Source organism: Alienimonas sp. DA493, assembly GCF_043951915.1.
GTDB lineage: Bacteria > Planctomycetota > Planctomycetia > Planctomycetales > Planctomycetaceae > Alienimonas.
Map to the genome: position 1 here is coordinate 23,390 of NZ_JBINJD010000008.1, position 17,924 is coordinate 41,313.

Genomic DNA, 17,924 nt, shown 5'->3' on the forward strand with positions numbered 1-17,924 from the left:
TGCCCACCTTTGGCTTCGGCCGTCTTCTCCTTCAGGCCCTCCCGACGGCCCCGCCGACCGTCAGACCCGCCGGCGACGGACGCCCGATCGGGATGTCCCACGGCGGCGGCACCTCAGGCGGGCCGTCCGGGTAGCAGCCGTCTATGATGACCATGCACTCGGGGTCCGATTCGACCCGTTCGGGCGTGTAGCCGCACGGTTGCCCGGCGTCGAGCAACGCCCGGTAGCTGTTCCGCAGGTCGTTCAGCATCACCCACGTCCGACGGTTCTCGGGCGTGTCGTTCCCCGCACATTCGTCCATCGTGCGGGCGACGTTGCGGATCAGCCCCTCCCACGCCCGGCGGTCGGGGTCGGCGACTTCGGCCTCCCCGTCGAGCGTCGCCTTACCGATGGAACTTCGGCAGGAGGCGGCGGTAGAACTCCTCCACGGTCTCGTCGTCCCGCTTCTGCCGGTGGAAGTACCGGCCGCGGTCGATGCCCCGCCGCCGCCCCCCTGGTCCTTGGTCCGGAACTTCATCTCTCGTTTCTTCGGCATCGGAGCGCCCCTCGTCCAGGATCACCTGAACGCCAGTACGTAGACGAAAAAAGGCCCGTCCGATAGGCCCGTTTCGGGAAGATTCGGGGGAGAATCGGGCCTCGGACGCCTCCATATAAACCTACAATAACAGGGTTTTCCAGAACAGACGCCTACGTTCGGGACGTAGAGGCCGCTGGTTCGAATCCAGTCATCCCGACTTCGCCCCCACGGGCCCTCCGCCGCGAGGACCTGTGGGGGCGACGTCGTTTACGGAGCGCCGGCCCCCCGGCGTTCGTTCACCTCGACCACGACCCGCCGGTACGCGGTCAGCGGCGGGGAGCCGCTGTCGCGGACTCTCAGGACGACGTGGAGCGTTCTGCCGCCGGAGTCCGCCGGGACCGCGACCGTCGCGACCTCGGAGGAGGCGTCGAACAGTTCGACCGGTCCGCGGTAGGAACTCGGCTCGGCGTAGTAGGTCCAAGAATACGTCAGCGGGTCGTCGTCCGGATCGCGGGCCCCGGCGGCGTCGAGGCGGACGGTCGCGCCCGGGGCGACGGACACGGTCAGGACGCGGCGGGACCCGTCGCCGTTCGCCACGGCGACCGGGTGGTGATTGGCGGCGGCGTAGTCGCCGTTCACGCTCCACTCCATCCGGGCCGCGAAGTCGTTGTCGTAGTCTGGCCGCCAGCGGCTGATCGCTTTGGCGCCCTCGGGGGTGTTGCCGTGCATCTCGTAAGGTTCGAACGCCTTCTCTCCCGCTTTGACGCAGGACATGCCGGCGATGTTCTTCTCCTTCTCCCGCCGGAACCGCCCGCCCCAGCCGCCGTGGTGAACCTCGTCCGGGTTGTTTAGGCCATTGGGGTAGAGGTGCATGAAGGCCGGCGTATCGCCCTCGGTCGCCCATTTGCGGTCCGGGTAAACCGCCCCGAGCGGTCCGCGGCTCTGGACGAACCGGTCCAGGTACTCGACGGACGGCTGCCAGCCGTAAACGCCGGTCGCGCGGATGTAGAGCAACTCCGGGTGGTTCTTGACGATCCACGCCCCGGCGTCGTCCTGCCCGAGCACGTCGAACGCCCGCAGTTTGCCGAGGAACTTCCGCAACTCCTCCGGCGACCGCGTCTCCCGCACCTTCCAGATCGCCTGCGCCAGCGTGTTCGCCCCGCCCCACAGGTTCCCCCAGACCGGGCGGGTTCGTCCCGATCCGCCGCGGCGATGATCAGGTCCGACCCTCGGCTGTCTTTGCCTTGGCCGACGTCGGTCATGCCGTACCCCGTCTGCCCCATCACGGCGACCGCCCGCAAGGACGCGGCCGTCGGGTAGCCGTCGGCGTGCGCCCGCAGGTTCGGTTCCGCAGCCGCTTAGGCGTCTAAAACGCGGTCGAGCATCGCGGTCGAGTTCTGCGACTTCTTCCAACAGCTGGTCGACACGACCAGCCCCTCGATGTCGAACTCGTTCGCACAGACGAGCAGGCGGACGAGCGACTGCTCCTCGTCCGGGTCCGCCCCGAGGTCGGTCGTAACGACGAGCCGCGGTTTCCACGCGTCCCCGCCGGGGTCGTCCTGGGCCACGGCGGTTGCGCCCGGCGTCACGAGAAACGAGGCGACGAGAGGCCAAGACGAACGGACGCTCATAGCAGTCTGCCGACGCATGACGGGGCATTGAACGGCCGCACTACCGACCGCGCCTCCTCGGCCAACAACCGACCGCAGGAGTCGGCTCACGCCGCCGCTTCCTCCACCGTCAGTACGATCTTCCCGCGGAAGCTGTCGTTTTCGAGCATCCGATGGGCCGCGGCGGCCTCGGCGAGGGGAAAGCGGCGGGCGATCGTCACCTTCAGTTGGCCGGCGTCGTACAGGCGCATCAATTCCGTCAGGTCCTCCGCCCGGGATTGGGCCAGCATCACCTTGCTCTGCTGGTCCCGCGGCCAGCTCAGCAGGGAGACGGCCGCGTTCTTCAGGCTCGGCTCGGTCGTGACGTAGCGGCCGTCCTCGGTCAGCACGGCCTTCGCCTGCTCAAAGGAGCTTTTCCCGGCGGCGTCGAAGATGACGTCCCACTTCTGATCCGACTGCGTGAAGTCGCTCTGTTTGTAGTCGAGGAACTCCGCGGCTCCGAGATCCCGCACGAACTGCTCGTTGTCCCCGCCGGCGACGGCGGTCACCGTCGCCCCGTAGGCCGCGGCAATCTGCACCGCGAAGGCGCCGACGCCCCCGCTGGCACCGTTGATCAGCACCCGGTCGCCGGACTCCATCTTGCCGTGATCCCGCAGCGACTGGAGGGCCGTGGAGGCCGCCAGCGGGATCGCGGCGGCCTCGTCGAACGGCACGCCGTCGCGGAGGGGGATCATGCTGTCCGCGGAGCAGACCGCCAGTTCCGCGTACGCCCCGCCGTAGAGGTGATCGAGGAACGCCACCACCCGCTCGCCCGGTCGAAAGTCCGTGCGATCCCCCGCGGCGACGACGGTTCCGGCCACGTCGTAGCCGGGAATGCGCGGGAAGCCGCCCGGCAGCATCCACTTCATCTCGCCCGCCCGCAGCCGGGCGTCGATCGGGTTGACGCTCGCCGCGGCGACCCGGATGAGGACCTCGTCGCCGCCGTACTCCGGTTCGGGCCGCTCCGAGAGTTCGAGGACGTCCGGGCCGCCGTAGTCTCGGAAGACGATCGCACGCATTGGGGGTTCCTGCTCGACGGGGGTTCGGGGGCCGCCGTCATAGCCCGACGCCGCCCGCTCCCCCGCGGGGCGAAACCCGCGGCGACGACCGGGGAGAAAACGTCCTCCCCGGGACGGCCCGATAAAAAAACGTCCCGGCCCCACGGGGGAGCCGGGACGCGGCGGTCGGCGGACGCGCGAGGCGACGGCGGGACAGCGACGGCGGGTCAGTCCTTGTCGTCGTCGTCGTCGCGGTCGTTGTCGTCGTCCATGTCGTAATCTTCGTCCTCGAACACCTCCCGCACCGGCTTCTCCGGGATGGGGGCTTCTTCGAGGATCTCCGCACAGGCGGGGCAGATCTTCAGTTCGCGGATGATCTCATGGCCGAACCCGCCGCGATCAATCACGCGGGTGCGGGCGCGGCCGCGGCGGCCCTGGACCTCGGCGGTGCGTTCGGCGTACTCCACCGGACGCCGCTGCACGATCGCCGACCGCGTTTTGGTCCGCGGGGGAACGACGGTGCCACAGTTTTGACAGCGAAACATCAACAGCCTGGGGTTCGGCCGGCGGGGCTGGCCGCCGAGGGGTGGAGGGGGAAACGCCGGGGGCGGCACGCGGCCGCAGCGCCGGGGAAGTGGGGATGCGTCCGAGGGAGCCCCGCGGGCCGACTCGAACGAGAACCGCCCCGCGTCACGCCGGCGGGACCGGGGAGAGGCGGGGCGGGGAGTTTATGGGTCGCGGTCGAATCCGTCGAGGGAGCGGACGCCGACCGTGACGGTCGCCGATCCAAAGAATCGGCGATCGCACGCCGTCGTGCGAGGGTCGTCGTGCGGGAGCCGCTCTCGGAACGGCCCCCGGAACGAGCAGGGCCTCAGCCGATCGGGCGGACGTGCTCAGCCCGCGGACCCTTGGGGCCTTCGCCCTGGGTGAACTCGACCTGCTGGCCTTCGTAGAGTTCCTCGAAGCGAACCCCTTCGAGGTTGCTCATGTGGAAGAACAGGTCCTTGCCGGTGCCGGCGTCGATAAAGCCGAAGCCTTTATCGGTCACCCGCTTGATCACACCTTCAGCCATCGCCGCACGCACAGAAAAACTTGAAGTGGGGCCCGTCGCAGTTCCCCGCGGACGCGCGGGGCGGCAGGCCGCCGATCGAAGCATCCTGCAGGACCGGAACCGCCGCGTCAACCGTACGCGGCGGCGGACTTGCCAATTGTGAAAAGGGAGTTAGCCATTGCCGACGGTCGGGGCCGCTCCCCACCGCGACGGCGTCCCCTGGGCGCAGCCCCCGGCCCCGGATCGCTGGACACCGGCGCGGGGAAAGCGGACACACGCCGGCATGGCCGATCCCGCCCCGCCCCCCGCCGGTTCCTCTCACGGTGCGTCTCCCGGGGCTGGCGCCCCCCGCTCGCCGGTCGTGCCGCATCGCACCCGACCGTTCTGGAAGACGCTGCCGAAACTCGCCGTGCTGCTGGCGGTCGGGCTGCCGCTCGTGATCGTCCTGCAGGCCACGCACGGTTCGGCGACGTGGCTGTTCATCGCCGCGGCCCTGGCGATCCTGGGCACCGTCACGCTGATCGGCAAAGCGACCGAGGAGGTCGCCCTCTACGCCGGCCCGCTGTGGGGCGGCCTGCTGAACGCGACGTTCGGCAACATCACCGAATTGATCATCGCCGTCTTCGCCCTCTCCGAAGGCCCGAAACTGTACCCCGTGGTGCGGGCCAGCGTGACGGGGTCGATCCTCGGCAACCTGTTGTTGGTGCTGGGGGCGGCGATGGTCTACGGCGGGACGAAATATACGACCCAGCGGTTCAGCCGCACCGGCGCCCACGCCAACGTGGGGATGCTGTGGGTCACGGTGCTGATCCTCTCCGTGCCGGCGCTGGTGCACCTCGTCGCCGAACTGCCGGGCCTCGACCCGACGCTCGTTCCCGCGGCCGCGGAGGCGGTGGAAGGCGCCGCCGACGGAGAGTCGCCCGCCGCCGCCCCGACCCGCGCCGAACGGCTGGCCGAAGCCAAGGCGATCGCCGCCGAGTACACCGACGAGGTGACCCTCGCCGGCGCCGGCATCCTGCTGGGGCTGTACGTGCTCATGCTGATCTTCAGCCTGCGGACGCACCGCTTCCTGCTGCGCTCCGACGAGGCGGAGCACGAGGCGCCGGAGTGGTCGGTGAAGGTCGCCGCCGGCGTGCTGCTGGGCGCCACCCTGTGCGTCGCCTACCTGTCGGAGGCGTTCGTGCACGCGATCGACCTGTTCCGGGAGAGCGGCACGCTGGACATGAGCGAATTGTTCCTCGGCGTGGTGATCGTCGCGGTGGTCGGCAACGCGGCCGAGGGGCTGGTCGCCGTGTGGGTCGCCCGGGAGAACAAGATGGAGCTCTCCTTCCAGATCGCCATGGGCAGCAGTTTGCAGGTTGCGTTGCTGGTCGCCCCGGCGTTGGTGTTCGCCAGCGGGTTCATGAACGGCTGGGGGCCCGGCGACCTGATGACGCTGGAGTTCAGCCTGTTCGAACTGCTCAGCCTCGCCGCGGCGGTGCTGATCGCCGGCAACGCCCTGTCCGACGGGGAATCGAACTGGCTGGAGGGGGCGATGTTCCTGGCGATGTACCTGTTCTTCGCCCTGGTGTTCTGGTTCCACCCGTGAGCGGGCCGCGCGGGTGAGGACGGCGGACGGGGGTATTGAGTGAGGAGTAAGGAGTGTGGAGTGACGGGGAACCGCCGCCCGTCCCTTCGCTCCTCACTCAACACCCCTCACTCAACACTCCTCCCTCCTCCCCCCCCGCCCGCGGCGTAGACTTCCCGCGATGGGAATCTCCGCCGACGCCGCCCCGACCCACGGTCCCGACGGGCCGTATATCGACGGGGTCTCCGATTACTGCGACCGCTGGTGCGAGCGCTGCCCGCTGGCCGGGCGCTGCCGGTTGCGGGCGTTCGAGCTGGAGGTCGGCGATCTGGCGGACCCCGCCGACACCGACGCCGACCGCCGCGCCCGCTTCTGGCGGGCGTTGAAGACCGTGTACGGCGTGGACGCCCGCGGCGACCTGCGGCCGGCGGACGCCTCCACGGTGGACGAAGTCTGGGAGGGCGACGGCTCCGCCGCGGCGATCTACGAGGAGGCCGAGGCCGACGACTGGGACGGCGACGCCGCCATCGAGACGCCCGACGCCCCGACCGACCCGCTGGCCGCCGCCGCCCGGGAGCTGGCCGTCGATCTGCTGCGCTGGCTGCGGGAGCACGGCGAGGCGGCCCAGATCGCCTGCGACGCCGCCGCGGTGCACCCCTGCGGCGTGGCGCCGGCGGACGCGCTGGACGTGATCCGCTGGTACGGCGTGCAGTTGGGGCCGAAGTTGCAGCGGGCCGCCTGGGCGGACGCCCGGGGCCACGCGAAGGACCGGGCCGGCAGCGCCAAGGTGGCGCTGCTCGCCGCGGAGCGGACCTTCGGCGCCTGGACGGTCCTGCGGGACGTGCTCCCCGCCGCCCTGCCCGCCCGCCGGCCGGAGTTCGCCGCGGAGATCGCCGACTTCCAACGCCGCCTGGCCAGCCTGCGGGCCGGCATCGACCGGACCTTCCCCGCCGCCCGCACCTTCGTCCGCGTCGGCTTCGACGACGGCACGCTGGAGGAAGAACTCGCCGATTCGTAGCGGCCGTTACCAGCCCGATGCGCGAGCGTCGGCCGTCGGCGCGGCCGTCCGGTGAACGGACTCACCGCCGGAGCGCGCGCTCCGGGCTGGGATTGCCGCGACGGTTCAACGCGAATCGTATTAAAGCGGTCCGGACCGCCGGCTGACGAACAGCCAATACAGCACGGCCCCGCTGACGACCGTCGCCGCCAGCCCGGCCGGCGGGCCGAGGGGGTGGAACCACGGCGGGGGGTTCAGCAACTTCACGATCGCCAACCCGACCGTGGCGAGCACGAAGATCCCCCCGCACGCCAACCGCCACGCCGGGACCGGTTCGCCCCGTCTCTTTAATAAGAACAAACAGGCCACCGCCCCCGCGGCGCTGAGGGAGAGCGTCAGCCCCAGATAATCGAGCAGCCCCCGGATCGTCGCCCCGCCCACGCACAGCCCCGCGATGAGGACGGCCTGCAACACGACCGCAGACGGCGGGGCGGAGCCGTCCTCCCGCAACCGAAACAGGCTCGGCAGGGGGAACAGCCCGTCGGCGGCCATTTTTGCGTACACCCGCGGGCCGGTCTGCACCAACGCCGACAGGCTCGTCAGCAGCCCAACGCTGATCACCGCCCGCACGGCCAGTTCCAGCCGGTTCCCGCCGAGAAACTCCGCCGCGACCGCCGCCACGTCGCCGGCCCCGGCGACCCGGTCCCGCGGCGGGGCGAACACGAACACGGCGTTCAACATTAAATAGAGAACCGTCACCGCCGCCGTCGCCCACAGCATCGCCCGGGGCACGCTCCGCCCCGGATCGCGGGCCTCCCCGGCGACGTACACCGCGGCGTTGAAGCCGGAGTAGCTCGCCGAGACCCACACCAACTGCCCGGCGAGCGCGGCGATCAGCGCCCACCCGGCCGGGGCCTCCGCCGGCGGCTCCCTCGGGAAGGCGTCCCAATTCACAAAGTACCCGCGGAGCCAGCGGTCCCCCGCATAAAGGCAGAACGCAGCGATCAGCGCCAGTTTTACCGCGACCACGACGGTCTGCGTCCGCGTCCCCCCGCGGGGCGTCAGGGCGTGCAGCGCGCCGCACAACAAAACTGCGGCGGCGGCGAGCAGTCCCGCCGGGACTTCGTCGGGACGGTCCGGCCAGAGGTATTCCTCTAATGTCAGCCCGGCGAACGCCGCCGCCCCGGTGAAACCGGCCAATAAACTGACCCACCCGGCCAAAAATCCGGCCAGCGGGTGCAGCGTTTCGGCGAGAAATAAATACTCGCCCCCGCTGCCCCGCACGCGTTCCGCCAGCCCGCCGTACGCCGCCGCCCCGCACAGCGCCAGCGCCCCGCCCAGCGCCCACACCAACATGACCCGCCCCGGCGTGCCGAGGGCCTCCAGCGTATAACCGGAGGTCGTCCAGACGCCGGCGCCGATCATCGACGCCGCCACCACCGCAGCCAGCGCCGCCGTGGTGAACGTCCCGCCGCCGACGGCTTCGGGGAAAGGCTCGCCGGATTCGGTCGGCGTCGGTTCGCCGGGCGTCGGTTCGGCCGTCACTCCGCGGCGTCCGACGCGGGGGACGGCTTGCGGAAGATCATCAAATAATTCTCGGAGAGCCCCTCCACCTCGGGCTCGGCGACGAACTCGAAGCCCGCGGCTTCGATCTCCGCCCGCACCGTCTGCTTGCCGGCCCGCACATGCCCGAGCGTCCACTCGCGGCTGACGCCGGGGATGCGTTCGAAGTCCATCACCGCGAGCCGTCCGCCGGGTTTGAGGGCGGAATAAATGGAGGCCAGCGTGCGGTCGGGGAACTCGAAGTGGTGATAGGTGTCGCAATTGAAAACAAGGTCGCAGGAGTCCGCCGGCAGCAGCACGGAGCGTTCCGAGCACAGCACCGGCGTGACCTGCGACAGCCCGCGGTCGGCGGCCCGGTCCCGCAGCCGGGCCACGAACGCCGGCGCCAGATCGACCGCGAACAGCCGGCCGCCCTCCCCCACCGCCGCGGCGAACAGCTCCATGTGCGTGCCGGTCCCGGCGCCGACGTCCGCGACCGTCTGGCCCGCCTCGACGTTCAATGCGGCGACGACGGCCTTCCGGGCGGCGAACGCCTCCCGGCTTTCCACTTCAAATCGCCCGGCCCATTCCTCCGCGTCGAGATCCTCGGCGAGGAAGCGGTCGTTGATGCCCGGTTTTACGGACTCCGCCGCGGGGGCGGCGTCCTCCTGGGCCCAACCGACGCCGCGGCCGGCCCCGGACGACAGGGCGACGGCGAGGAGGAGCAGCGCCGCGGCGGGGCGGCGAAAAACGGGGGAATTCATGGAACGGCGACAGCGGCGGGAGCAGGGGACGAGAACGCAGCATACCGCGGGTGCGTCGATCGCGGCGCGGCCGGGATCCCCTTCCCGGCCCGCGGGCGGAGACCTATCCTCCCCGTGCCGGCCCGTTCGCGACGTCGCCCCGGCGGCCCGCGTTGGACCGAACTTTTCCTCCCCCCGTCGCCCCGCCCCCGTGTCGCACGTCATGTCCGAATCGCCGACCGCGGGCCACGCCCCGGCGACGGGTTCCCAGGACGAGCGCCCCCTGACCGAGGAGGGCCTCTTGATCGACGAGGGAACCGAGGAACGCCCCGCCAAGGCCGAGCCGGACGGCGAGTTCTGGAAGCTGGCCTGTCGCCGCCGGGACGTGAACCTCACCGCGGTGGCGCTGGAGATCGCCCGGGACCACGACCCCGCCTGCGACCCCGCCGACACGCTGCGCTGGCTGAAAGCCCGGGCGACGGAGGCCCGCGGCCCGGTCGCCGCCGCCGCCGACGGCCGCGCCGCCCTCACCGCCCTCGCCGACGTGCTGTGCGGCGACCATGAAATGTGCGGCGGGGAAGCGGCCTTCGACGACCCCGCCGGCTCCCTGATTCATCAGGTGATCGAGACCGGCACCGGCCTGCCGATCGCCCTGTCGCTGATCTATATGGACGTCGCCCGTCGGGTGGGGCTGGAGTTGGTCGGCGTGAACGCCCCGCACCACTTCCTCACCCGGCTGGACACCGCCGCCGGCCCGCTGTTCTGCGACCCCTACCACGGCGGTCGGGTGATGAACGCGGACGAGGCGGTCGAGTTTTTGATGGACCGCTGCGACCTCGCCCCCGCGGAGATCGCCGACAGCCTGCACCCGGCCCCGCCGCGGGCGATCGTGGTGCGGGTGCTGAACAATTTGAAGGCGATCCACGCCCGCCGCGGCGACTGGCCGGCGGCGTGGACGGTGCAGACGCGGCTCTCGGCCCTCTGCCCGGCCGATTATACGGAGCGCCGCGACCTCGCCCTGATCGCCCTGCACGCCGGCCGCGCCGGCCAGGCGGTCGACCTGCTGACGGCCCTCCTCCCCGACGCCCCCACGGCGGAGAAGCCGGTTCTCAAACGCCACCTCCACCGGGCCGTCGCCCAAGTGAGCAAGTGGAATTGACGGGCGGTCGACGCCCGCTCTCTCGTCGCGGTTAGGGAACGTCGCCCCAGCAGGCGTCCATTGATGGGGCGCTTTCGTCGGACGGATCTCCCTCTGCTTCGTCCGCGGTCACAAGGTAATACGTCTCGCCGATCTCCAGATCGATTTCGAATTGATCGAAGCTCCGCCGTGGTCGGGAATAGCCGTCCAGGTCGCGGCGCTCCGTGACGATCGCAAGGATCGGCCCCTTGAGCCGGACGGGTTCTTCCACCATCGGGCCGGCCCCGCCAAACAGCCTTCTCGGGCAGAACGGGCGGCCGCGGGCAGTCCGCGTTGAGCGGCGACACGTCGGCGGCATCCCGCCAGGCCTGACTCTACGCACCGCCTGCCGGCCGGGACCCGGCCGAAGTCGACCGGCGTGGGCGGATCGGACCGCCCGCCCGGAAGCTTTTACGCGGCAGCTCGCGTGCCCGTTCCGCCGGCCGCGTCCGGGGTCGAAGCGGAAGCGGCCGCGGTCGCCTGCGCCATTGCGTTGATCGCGGCTTCCATCTCCGCGGCGCGGGCCTCGTTCTTCAGACGGATCCGCTCCATCGCCAGGTGACGGGTGGTCAGATCGGCGAGGATCTTCAGCGCCGCGGCGCTCGCGGCGAGGATCACGACGACGGTGGGGGCGTCCATGCCCGGTCCTCCTGCGGGGGGCCTCCTGCGAGAGAGGGGTCAGTTGGAGATCCGCTCGATGTAGGAGCCGCTCTCGGTGTCGATCTTGATGACGTTGCCCTGCTCGATGAAGGCCGGCACCTGGACCTCGGCGCCGGTCTCCACGGTGGCGGCCTTGGTCACGTTGGAGGTGGTGTTCCCGCGGGCGGCGGGCTCCGTGTAGGTGACTTCGAGCTGCACCTGGGCGGGCGGGGTCATGTCGATCGGCCGTTCGTTCCAGAACAGCAGGTCGACGGTGTCGCCTTCCTTGAGGAACTTCATCCGGTCCTCGACGCTCTCCACCGGCAGCGGGTGCTGCTCGAAGGTGGTTTCGTCCATGAACACGTAGCTTGAGCCGTCGCGGAAGCTGTACTGGGCCGCCCCCTTGCGGACGTCCGCCCCCTCCAGCGAGTCGCCGGAGCGGTACTTGTTGGTGATGATCGTGCCCTTGAGCAGGTTCCGCATCTTGGTCGTATAAATCGCCTGGCCCTTGCCGGGCTTGACGAAGTTGACCTCCAGAATCTCGTACGGTTCCCCGTTGAGCTCCAGTTTGAGACCCTTCTTCCAGTCGCCGACGTTAATGGAGGCCATGATCCGTGACCCTGCGAGGGGGCCTTGTGCGGGGAGTGCGTGAGCGGAAACGCGAGCGGCCCCGCGTCCGCCTTGACGGCCGACGGGGGGTGTGGTGCGGTGGGGAACCGTAGCAAACGGCCCCCCGCCCGGAAACCCGCCCGCGTTGCCCGCCGCCCCCGCACCGCCGTCGGTCCCGGCGCCGCCCGCCGCGAAGTCCGCCCCCAAGCCGGCCTACATGCGGTCGCTGGCGGAGTCGCTCCGCACCGCGGACGCCCTGATCGACGCCCTCGGTCTGCCGGAACGCCTGCGGGAACCGGGCCGGGCGGCGGAGCGGCTGTTCCCGGTCTTCGTCCCCCGCAGCTTCCTGGCCCGCATGCGGCCCGGCGACCCGGCCGACCCCCTGCTCCGGCAGGTCTTGCCGTTGGGCCAGGAGACCGCTCCCCCGCCGCCGGGTTACGCGGCCGACGCGGTGGGCGACGCCGACGCCCGCCCGGTCCCCGGCCTGTTGCACAAATACCGCGGCCGGGCGCTGCTGATCCTCGCCGGCGCCTGCGCGGTGCACTGCCGGTACTGCTTCCGCCGCCATTACCCCTACGGCGAGGACCCCCGGCGGCTGGAGGACTGGGCGCCGGCGTTCGAGTACCTGGAGGGCGACCCGTCGATCCGTGAGGTCCTGCTCAGCGGCGGCGACCCGCTGATGCTCACGGACGACCGCCTCCGGCAGGTCGTGGAGCGTTTGGAAGCGATCCCCCACCTGACCCGCCTGCGGATTCACACCCGCCTGCCGATCGTCCTGCCGGACCGGGTCACGGACGACTTGCTGGGCCTGCTGTCGTCCACGCGGCTCACGCCGTGGGTCGTGGTGCACGCCAACCACGCAAACGAACTGGCCGCCGACTGCGGCGAGGCGCTGCGAACCCTCGTCAAAAGCGGCGTGCCGGTGTTAAACCAGGCGGTGCTGCTCAAAGGGGTGAACGACGACGCGGACGCCCTGGCCGCCCTGGGCGAACGCCTGGCGGACCTCGGCGTGCAGAACTATTACCTGCACCAATTAGACCGCGTGACCGGCGCCGGGCACTTCGAGGTCTCCGACGAGCGGGCCGCGGCGTTGATGACGGAACTGCACGCCCGCCTGCCCGGCTACGCCGTCCCCCGGCTGGTCCGGGAGGAGCCCGGCGCCCCGGGCAAGACGCCGCTGTAGGGTCCGCTGAGCGGACCGTGCTGCGGGATATGAACTCAGGGCGACGGTCCGCGCAGCGGCCCCTACGGATCGTCGGCGAATTCAATATTCCCGGGCTTCACGTCGGCCAAATATACGCCGTACCGCCGAAACGTCGCCAGCACGCCGGCGACGATCGACCAGCGCTCGGCGCCGAACTGCTCCTGTTTCTCGGCGAGCCAAGTGCCGTAGACCTCCTCGTCGCCGGCCCACGGCGGTTCCTCGTCCAAGTAGGCCCCGGCGAAGTCGAGCACGAACGGGGGATTGACCCAACTCATCTCGAACGTCCAGAGTTCGTCGTCCGTTCGGATCAGCCGGGGAATACGGAAGCCGTCGACGGTTCGGACGCCGTGCTCTTCCAATCGGCGATAAACCGCGACCTCCTTTCGGTACAACCGCTCGTGGCGGAGAGCCTTGACCGCCGAGGGGGCCGCCATGCCGAGGACGATTCCGTCATAGCCGGCTCCCAGTTCCGTCGTGTAGACTATGCGGTACCGGTCGTCAAATCGCTCCGCTCGCTCCGTGGCCTCTTGAAAGTGCGGCATCATGATTCAGGCGCCTTCGCAAACGTCGCCGACCGTTCCGTCCGCTCCGTTCTCGGCGCGAACCACGCTGAGTTTGTTGTGCGGCGATCGGGAAGTCGCGGTTTCGGAGATCGGCCCCGGCTTCCTGTCATCGCAGGAGCCTAGCGAACTCCCGCCCGGCCCCGCCACAGTTCGGGCGACGGTCAACGGGCAGGAACATCTTTGGGCCGTGGAGATCCCCGCGGGGCTCGACCCGAACGACACTGAGATCGAACTGCCGGCGCTGGGGCCGGACAATTATTCGAGCAGCGAGGAATCGACGTCATCCGACGCCATCGCTGCGAACGTGGCCCCGCGGGCTTCGTAGCTGGCGAATTGATCGAGACTCGAACAGCCGGGCGATAATAACACCGTGCCGCCCCCGGCCTGCCGGGCCGCGGCCACGGCGGCGGCGAACGCCGCGGGGAGCGTGCCGCAGTTCAATGCCGGACATTTTGGGTTCGCCGCGGCGACCAAGTCCCGCCACCGCGGTCCCGTCGTGCCGATGAAATAGGCCCCGGCGGCCCGCTGAGCGATCGCGGCGGCGGCGGCGGCGAGGTCCGCGCCTTTATCGGCTCCGCCGGCGATCAAAAACAGCGGGCCGGGCAGCGCCTCCAAGGCCGCGATCACGCTCTCCGGCGTGGTCGCGGCGCTGTCGTCGACGAACCGCACCCCGTCTCGCTCCGCCACGCCTTGCAGCCGGTGCGGGGGGAGAACCGCGGTTTTCAGGCCCTCTTCGACGTCCTCCGCCGTGCACCCCAGCGCCCGGGCGGCGGCCTCCGCGGCGGCGGCGTTTTGGGCGTTATGAGCGCCCGGCAGCGGGCACGGCCGGGTTTCAAAAAGAACCCGCCGGGCGGCCGTCGGCCAGTCCCTCACGTCCGCGTCGGCGGCGTTCAAAACGGCCGTGTCCGCGGGTCGCAGGTTTTCCAGCAACCCCTGCTTGGCGGAGCGGTAGGCGGCGAGGGATTGGTGTCGGTCGAGGTGGTTCGGGGCGAAGTTCGTCACGACCGCGGCGTCCGCCCGCAGGGCTCCCCGAAACGGGGCGGTTTCGCGGAGATATTCGAGTTGAAAACTGCTCACCTCCCACACCACCGCGTCGCCCGGCCGGACGCGGTCGATGTCGTCCAATAAACTGCCCCCGCCGTTGCCGGCCAGCCACGCGGCGCCGCGGCCGAGGCGGGCGTGTTTGGCCCGCAGCATCGCGTGCAGGAAGGCGCAGGTCGTGCTTTTGCCGTTGGAGCCGGTCACCGCGGCGGTCGTGACGCCCGCCGGCAGGGCCGCGGCGGCGAGGGCCAATTCCGTCGTCACCGGCACGCCGGCGGAGCGGGCCGCTTCCAATAACTCATGCCGGAACGGCACCGCGGGCGAGGCGACAATGAGATCGGCGTTCAAAAAGTCCGCCGGGTCGTGCCCGCCGAGTTTTAAAACGGCCGGTTCGCAGCCCAGCGCCGCCAGCGGCGCCGCCAGTTCCTCCGCCGTCCGCCGATCGGTCAGGGTCACCCGCGCCCCCCGCCGGCAGAGATCCCGCACCGCCCCAGCCCCGCCGCCGTGCGTGCCGAGGCCCATGACAGTCACGTTCACGGGGAAGCCTCAAGGACCAAGAACCCAAGAACCAAATCGGGACGGCGGCCCCGATCGTCTTTGGTTCTTGGGTTCTTGAACATTGGAGCTTGCGGCCTGCGGCCGCCCCTCAGTCGTCGTAGTCGACCTTCACGTAGCCGTCGCGGCCGGTCAGGGTGACTTCGTATTTGCCGAAGTCCATGTGCACGCGGTGGCCGTGGCGGGTGACCTTCACCTCCTCCGGTCGGCAGGGGGGCACGCAGACCTCGACGAACACCAACGCGGCGCCGTCGTCGCACAGCGGATCGCACTCCCGGCAGCCCTGACGGCAACCGGTGCATTCGCGGTGGAACAGCTTGGCCAGCCCGATCGGCGGAGCCGGGCGGGTGGGGTCGGCGACCGCCACCACCTGCCGCACGGCGGCGGGGTGCACGTGGTCCGGATCTTCGATCTCCAATCGGGTGAACAGCGGCACGACGCCGTCGCACAGGCCCAGTTCGCACATCCCCCCGGCGGAGCCCAGCGGCGCCAGGGGACCGGCGCCCAACCCGGCGGGGCCGGCGTAGGGGTTGCCGAGCCGCCCGCCGTACGGTTCGCCGAAGGGCGTGCCGGTCGGCGGCAGCGGGGCGCCGTAAGGGCGGGCGTCGCCGTCGACGTACGGGGCGTACGGCGAAGGTTCGGGGGTGCGCAGGTCGCGGACCGGCACGCCGTTGCGGATCACCGTGTCCGAGGGCAACGTGAGCGACGGCCGCCGGGGCGGGGCGGCCGCAGGGGCCGGCGGAACCGTCCGCGGGGGCACCGGACGGAAGTCGTCGTCGCCGACCGGGCCGGCGTCGGCGGGGTCCATCGGGACCGGCCGCGGCGCCGGGGCGGGGCCGACGTCCTCCAGGTCCTGCGAGCGGTACGCCGTGCGGGGGGAGGAGATCGGGTCCGGCTGCGGGGCGAGGGTCGGCGTTTCGTACCCGGAATCTCCGCCGTAGCTCCCCCCCTCGCTTTCGCCGTAGAGGACCGTCCCGCCGCCCGTCCCGCCGAGGCCGAACGAGTCGCCGAAGTCGGTGAACCCGGCGAAGTTCGACGCCGTCCGGATCCGCCGTGGGGAGAAGCTGAGCCAGCCGCGACGTTCCGTTTTGTCCTCGTCGGCGTCCTCCTCCGGCGCGGCGAAGCGTTCCGGCGTCGCCACGACGGGCGCACCGGCGTCGGACGGAGCGGCGAGGGAGCGCCACGACTCCGTGCGGAGCGGCTCGGCCCGTAACGTCGGCGCCGGCGTCCGCGTCGACTCATACGATTCCGCGGGCGCCGCCAACCCGGGGATCAGGCCGGGGTCCGACGCGGCGGGGGCCGACAGGGCGGAACCGGAGAACGCGTCGCCGGCGGCGCCCGGGGCGGCGAGGGCCGGCGGGTCGGCGGGGGCGGCGCCGACCAACGACAGCAGCCCGACCGCGGCGAGGGCGGACCCGGCCCGGCGGCGGGCGGCCCCGGAGCGGGCGGCCCCGGAGCGGGCGGACCCGGAGCGGGCGGACCCGGAGCGGGCGGACCGGCCGAGGGGCGGCAGGGCGGCGGGGAGCCTTTCGGGGGGCGTCATGCGGAGCAATCCAAACGGGGGGCGCGGCGGACGACGACAGGAGGCCGCGTTCGCCAGCTTACCCGCTGTCCGGGCGCGCCGAGGACTTTTCGATCCCGGGGACGAACGAACCGGCCGATGCGCCGGCCGGCGGCGCCGGCCGACCGGGTTGGCGCGGGCCGGAGCGGGGTTGTCGCGGAATCGGCCCGGCGGGAGACTCTCGGGATGAAGTTCGCTCCCCCCCGCTCGCTCGCCGATCGCACGCGGCTCGGTCGCCCGTGGAGCCGACCGGCCGCCGTCGTTCTCGCCGCGGGCGTCGCGGTCGCCGCGGCGGGGTGCGGCGGCTCCGACTCCGACGGCACGCCCGCCGCCAACGGCACCCCCTCGGCGAACGGCTCCCCCGCCTCCAACGACGCGCCGGCTCCCAACGGCGCCCCCGGGAGCAACGCCCCGGCCGGCCGGGCGACCGCCGACGGCGGCATCGCCCCCTTCACGGACCCCGCCGGTCGGAAGTGGCTCAACAAAACCATCCCCTACGACGCCTACGCCACGGCTCCGGACCGGGCGACCGGCGGGGTCGCCGCCGTGGGGACGACCGATGCCGGCTCCCGCAATCTGCTGGCGGGCATCGGCTCCGGCCTGTCCGCCCCCCGCAGCACAGGCGGCGTCGCGACGAACGCCCCGGCGGACGCCGGCCGCGGCGCCCTGCCCCCCGCCGGCATGGGCGCGCCCCTGGGCGCCGGGGCCGCGGGCGAGGAGGAAACGGGCGAGGACGCCAGCGGCTGGGGGGCGGTGATCTCCGCCGAGGACCTGCGGGACGAAATCAAACGGGCCCGCAACGAGCTCGCCGCCGCGGTGGGCACGGTGGCGGCCTTCAATCGCATGCAGACCGATCTGCCCGAAGAAGCCGCGGTGCTGGCGGCGATGGCCCAGATCACCGCGGAGCACCCCGGCCGCGTGCCCTGGAAGGAGAACGCCGACGCCGTCCGCACCCTCGCGGTCCGAGTGGGCGAGGCGGCCGGCTCCCGCGGCCGCACGGCCCGGGACGAGGCCCGGGCGTCGTTCGACCCGCTGGACTCGATCCTCGGCGGCAATCCCCCGCCCGACGGCGCCGTCGCGGAGTTCGACCGCCAACTGGACGCCCCCCGCGGCACGCTCATGCAGCGGATGGGCGACGCCTTGAAGTATCTCCAGCAGGAGGCCCCCGACGCCGCCGCCCTGACGGACCACGGCGACGACCTGGCCCGGCAGGCCGCGGTGCTGGCCGCCCTGGGCCGCTTCACCGCCGACGAGGCCTACGACAACGCCGCCGAGCCGGACTACCAGCAGTGGGCGACGGCCCTCACCGCCGCCGCCAACGACGCCGTCCGGGCCGCCCGGGAGACGAAGGACTACGCCGCCTTCCGGGCCGCCGTCGACCGGGCCGCCGCCACCTGCGCCGACTGCCACGGCGCCTACCGCTGAGCCGGCGGCTGCCGATCTTCGCACCACCAACCCGAAGCGTCAGCGAGGGCCTTCCGCAGAACGGCGGGCGCCCCGCTCGCCCTCGC

18 protein-coding genes, 1 tRNA gene and 1 pseudogene are annotated in these 17,924 nt (G+C 71.6%); 6 read left to right on the forward strand and 14 right to left on the reverse strand.

Features of this window, described 5'->3' with window-relative positions:
* Positions 1-31 precede the first annotated feature (31 nt).
* Positions 32-517 (reverse strand): hypothetical protein, encoded by a 486-nt coding sequence (locus ACG2DA_RS02170; protein WP_395253822.1) that lies wholly within the window; start codon positions 515-517, stop codon positions 32-34.
* Between the two features lie 93 nt (positions 518-610).
* Here ACG2DA_RS02170 and ACG2DA_RS02175 point away from each other — a divergent pair.
* A tRNA-Pro gene (locus tag ACG2DA_RS02175) sits at positions 611-733 on the forward strand.
* Positions 734-784: 51 nt separating this feature from the next.
* Here ACG2DA_RS02175 and ACG2DA_RS02180 read toward each other — a convergent pair.
* The 5 genes and pseudogenes from ACG2DA_RS02180 to ACG2DA_RS02200 all read right to left on the reverse strand — a co-directional run bounded on the left by ACG2DA_RS02180 (position 785) and on the right by ACG2DA_RS02200 (position 4,236).
* The gene (locus tag ACG2DA_RS02180) at positions 785-1,390 is read right to left on the reverse strand and encodes a hypothetical protein (protein ID WP_395253855.1); all 606 of its coding nucleotides are present in this window, start codon (positions 1,388-1,390) and stop codon (positions 785-787) included.
* A pseudogene (locus ACG2DA_RS02185) lies at positions 1,382-2,166 on the reverse strand (DUF1593 domain-containing protein); the annotation flags it as partial. The gene ACG2DA_RS02180 and the pseudogene ACG2DA_RS02185, both read right to left, overlap by 9 nt.
* Before the next feature lie 68 nt (positions 2,167-2,234).
* Positions 2,235-3,185, reverse strand: coding sequence for an NAD(P)-dependent alcohol dehydrogenase (locus ACG2DA_RS02190; protein ID WP_395253823.1), 951 nt, complete (start codon positions 3,183-3,185; stop codon positions 2,235-2,237).
* Positions 3,186-3,391: 206 nt separating this feature from the next.
* Positions 3,392-3,709 carry a hypothetical protein gene (locus ACG2DA_RS02195; protein WP_395253824.1) on the reverse strand — a complete coding sequence of 106 codons (318 nt, stop codon included), beginning with the start codon at positions 3,707-3,709 and terminating at the stop codon, positions 3,392-3,394.
* A gap of 326 nt (positions 3,710-4,035) precedes the next feature.
* Entirely contained in the window at positions 4,036-4,236 is a 201-nt protein-coding gene (locus ACG2DA_RS02200; protein WP_395253825.1) for a cold-shock protein, read from the reverse strand.
* A 340-nt stretch (positions 4,237-4,576) separates the two neighbouring features.
* On the opposite strand from ACG2DA_RS02200, the gene ACG2DA_RS02205 reads away from it, so the two are divergent.
* Complete coding sequence (locus ACG2DA_RS02205) at positions 4,577-5,803, forward strand: calcium:proton antiporter (protein WP_395253826.1); 1,227 nt, start codon at positions 4,577-4,579, stop codon at positions 5,801-5,803.
* A gap of 160 nt (positions 5,804-5,963) precedes the next feature.
* Positions 5,964-6,800, forward strand: a complete 837-nt coding sequence (locus ACG2DA_RS02210) for a hypothetical protein (RefSeq protein WP_395253827.1) — start codon at positions 5,964-5,966, stop codon at positions 6,798-6,800.
* Positions 6,801-6,920: 120 nt separating this feature from the next.
* On the opposite strand, the gene ACG2DA_RS02215 is transcribed toward ACG2DA_RS02210, so the two are convergent.
* Together ACG2DA_RS02215 and ACG2DA_RS02220 are read right to left on the reverse strand one after the other, a co-directional pair.
* Positions 6,921-8,324 (reverse strand): APC family permease, encoded by a 1,404-nt coding sequence (locus ACG2DA_RS02215; protein ID WP_395253828.1) that lies wholly within the window; start codon positions 8,322-8,324, stop codon positions 6,921-6,923.
* Entirely contained in the window at positions 8,321-9,085 is a 765-nt protein-coding gene (locus tag ACG2DA_RS02220) for a class I SAM-dependent methyltransferase (RefSeq protein ID WP_395253829.1), read from the reverse strand. Before ACG2DA_RS02220 ends, ACG2DA_RS02215 begins: the two co-directional genes overlap by 4 nt.
* Before the next feature lie 202 nt (positions 9,086-9,287).
* Between ACG2DA_RS02220 and ACG2DA_RS02225 the strand changes: the two genes are divergently transcribed.
* Positions 9,288-10,223 carry a SirB1 family protein gene (locus tag ACG2DA_RS02225; RefSeq protein WP_395253830.1) on the forward strand — a complete coding sequence of 312 codons (936 nt, stop codon included), beginning with the start codon at positions 9,288-9,290 and terminating at the stop codon, positions 10,221-10,223.
* A gap of 31 nt (positions 10,224-10,254) precedes the next feature.
* On the opposite strand, the gene ACG2DA_RS02230 is transcribed toward ACG2DA_RS02225, so the two are convergent.
* The 3 genes from ACG2DA_RS02230 to efp all read right to left on the reverse strand — a co-directional run bounded on the left by ACG2DA_RS02230 (position 10,255) and on the right by efp (position 11,489).
* Positions 10,255-10,476 (reverse strand): hypothetical protein, encoded by a 222-nt coding sequence (locus tag ACG2DA_RS02230; protein ID WP_395253831.1) that lies wholly within the window; start codon positions 10,474-10,476, stop codon positions 10,255-10,257.
* A 176-nt stretch (positions 10,477-10,652) separates the two neighbouring features.
* The gene (locus tag ACG2DA_RS02235) at positions 10,653-10,880 is read right to left on the reverse strand and encodes a hypothetical protein (RefSeq protein WP_395253832.1); all 228 of its coding nucleotides are present in this window, start codon (positions 10,878-10,880) and stop codon (positions 10,653-10,655) included.
* Between the two features lie 39 nt (positions 10,881-10,919).
* The gene (gene efp / locus ACG2DA_RS02240; RefSeq protein WP_395253833.1) at positions 10,920-11,489 is read right to left on the reverse strand and encodes an elongation factor P; all 570 of its coding nucleotides are present in this window, start codon (positions 11,487-11,489) and stop codon (positions 10,920-10,922) included.
* Between the two features lie 217 nt (positions 11,490-11,706).
* On the opposite strand from efp, the gene epmB reads away from it, so the two are divergent.
* Positions 11,707-12,672 (forward strand): EF-P beta-lysylation protein EpmB, encoded by a 966-nt coding sequence (gene epmB / locus ACG2DA_RS02245; protein WP_395253856.1) that lies wholly within the window; start codon positions 11,707-11,709, stop codon positions 12,670-12,672.
* A gap of 62 nt (positions 12,673-12,734) precedes the next feature.
* Here epmB and ACG2DA_RS02250 read toward each other — a convergent pair whose 3' ends face one another.
* The 3 genes from ACG2DA_RS02250 to ACG2DA_RS02260 form a co-directional block, all read right to left on the reverse strand.
* Positions 12,735-13,235, reverse strand: a complete 501-nt coding sequence (locus ACG2DA_RS02250) for a hypothetical protein (protein WP_395253834.1) — start codon at positions 13,233-13,235, stop codon at positions 12,735-12,737.
* 276 nt (positions 13,236-13,511) lie between these two features.
* Positions 13,512-14,834, reverse strand: a complete 1,323-nt coding sequence (gene murD / locus ACG2DA_RS02255; RefSeq protein ID WP_395253835.1) for a Mur ligase family protein — start codon at positions 14,832-14,834, stop codon at positions 13,512-13,514.
* Between the two features lie 109 nt (positions 14,835-14,943).
* The gene (locus ACG2DA_RS02260) at positions 14,944-16,395 is read right to left on the reverse strand and encodes a hypothetical protein (protein WP_395253836.1); all 1,452 of its coding nucleotides are present in this window, start codon (positions 16,393-16,395) and stop codon (positions 14,944-14,946) included.
* A 204-nt stretch (positions 16,396-16,599) separates the two neighbouring features.
* On the opposite strand from ACG2DA_RS02260, the gene ACG2DA_RS02265 reads away from it, so the two are divergent.
* On the forward strand, positions 16,600-17,838 hold the full coding sequence (locus tag ACG2DA_RS02265; protein WP_395253837.1) for a hypothetical protein: 1,239 nt from the start codon (positions 16,600-16,602) through the stop codon (positions 17,836-17,838).
* Positions 17,839-17,924: the final 86 nt, after the last annotated feature.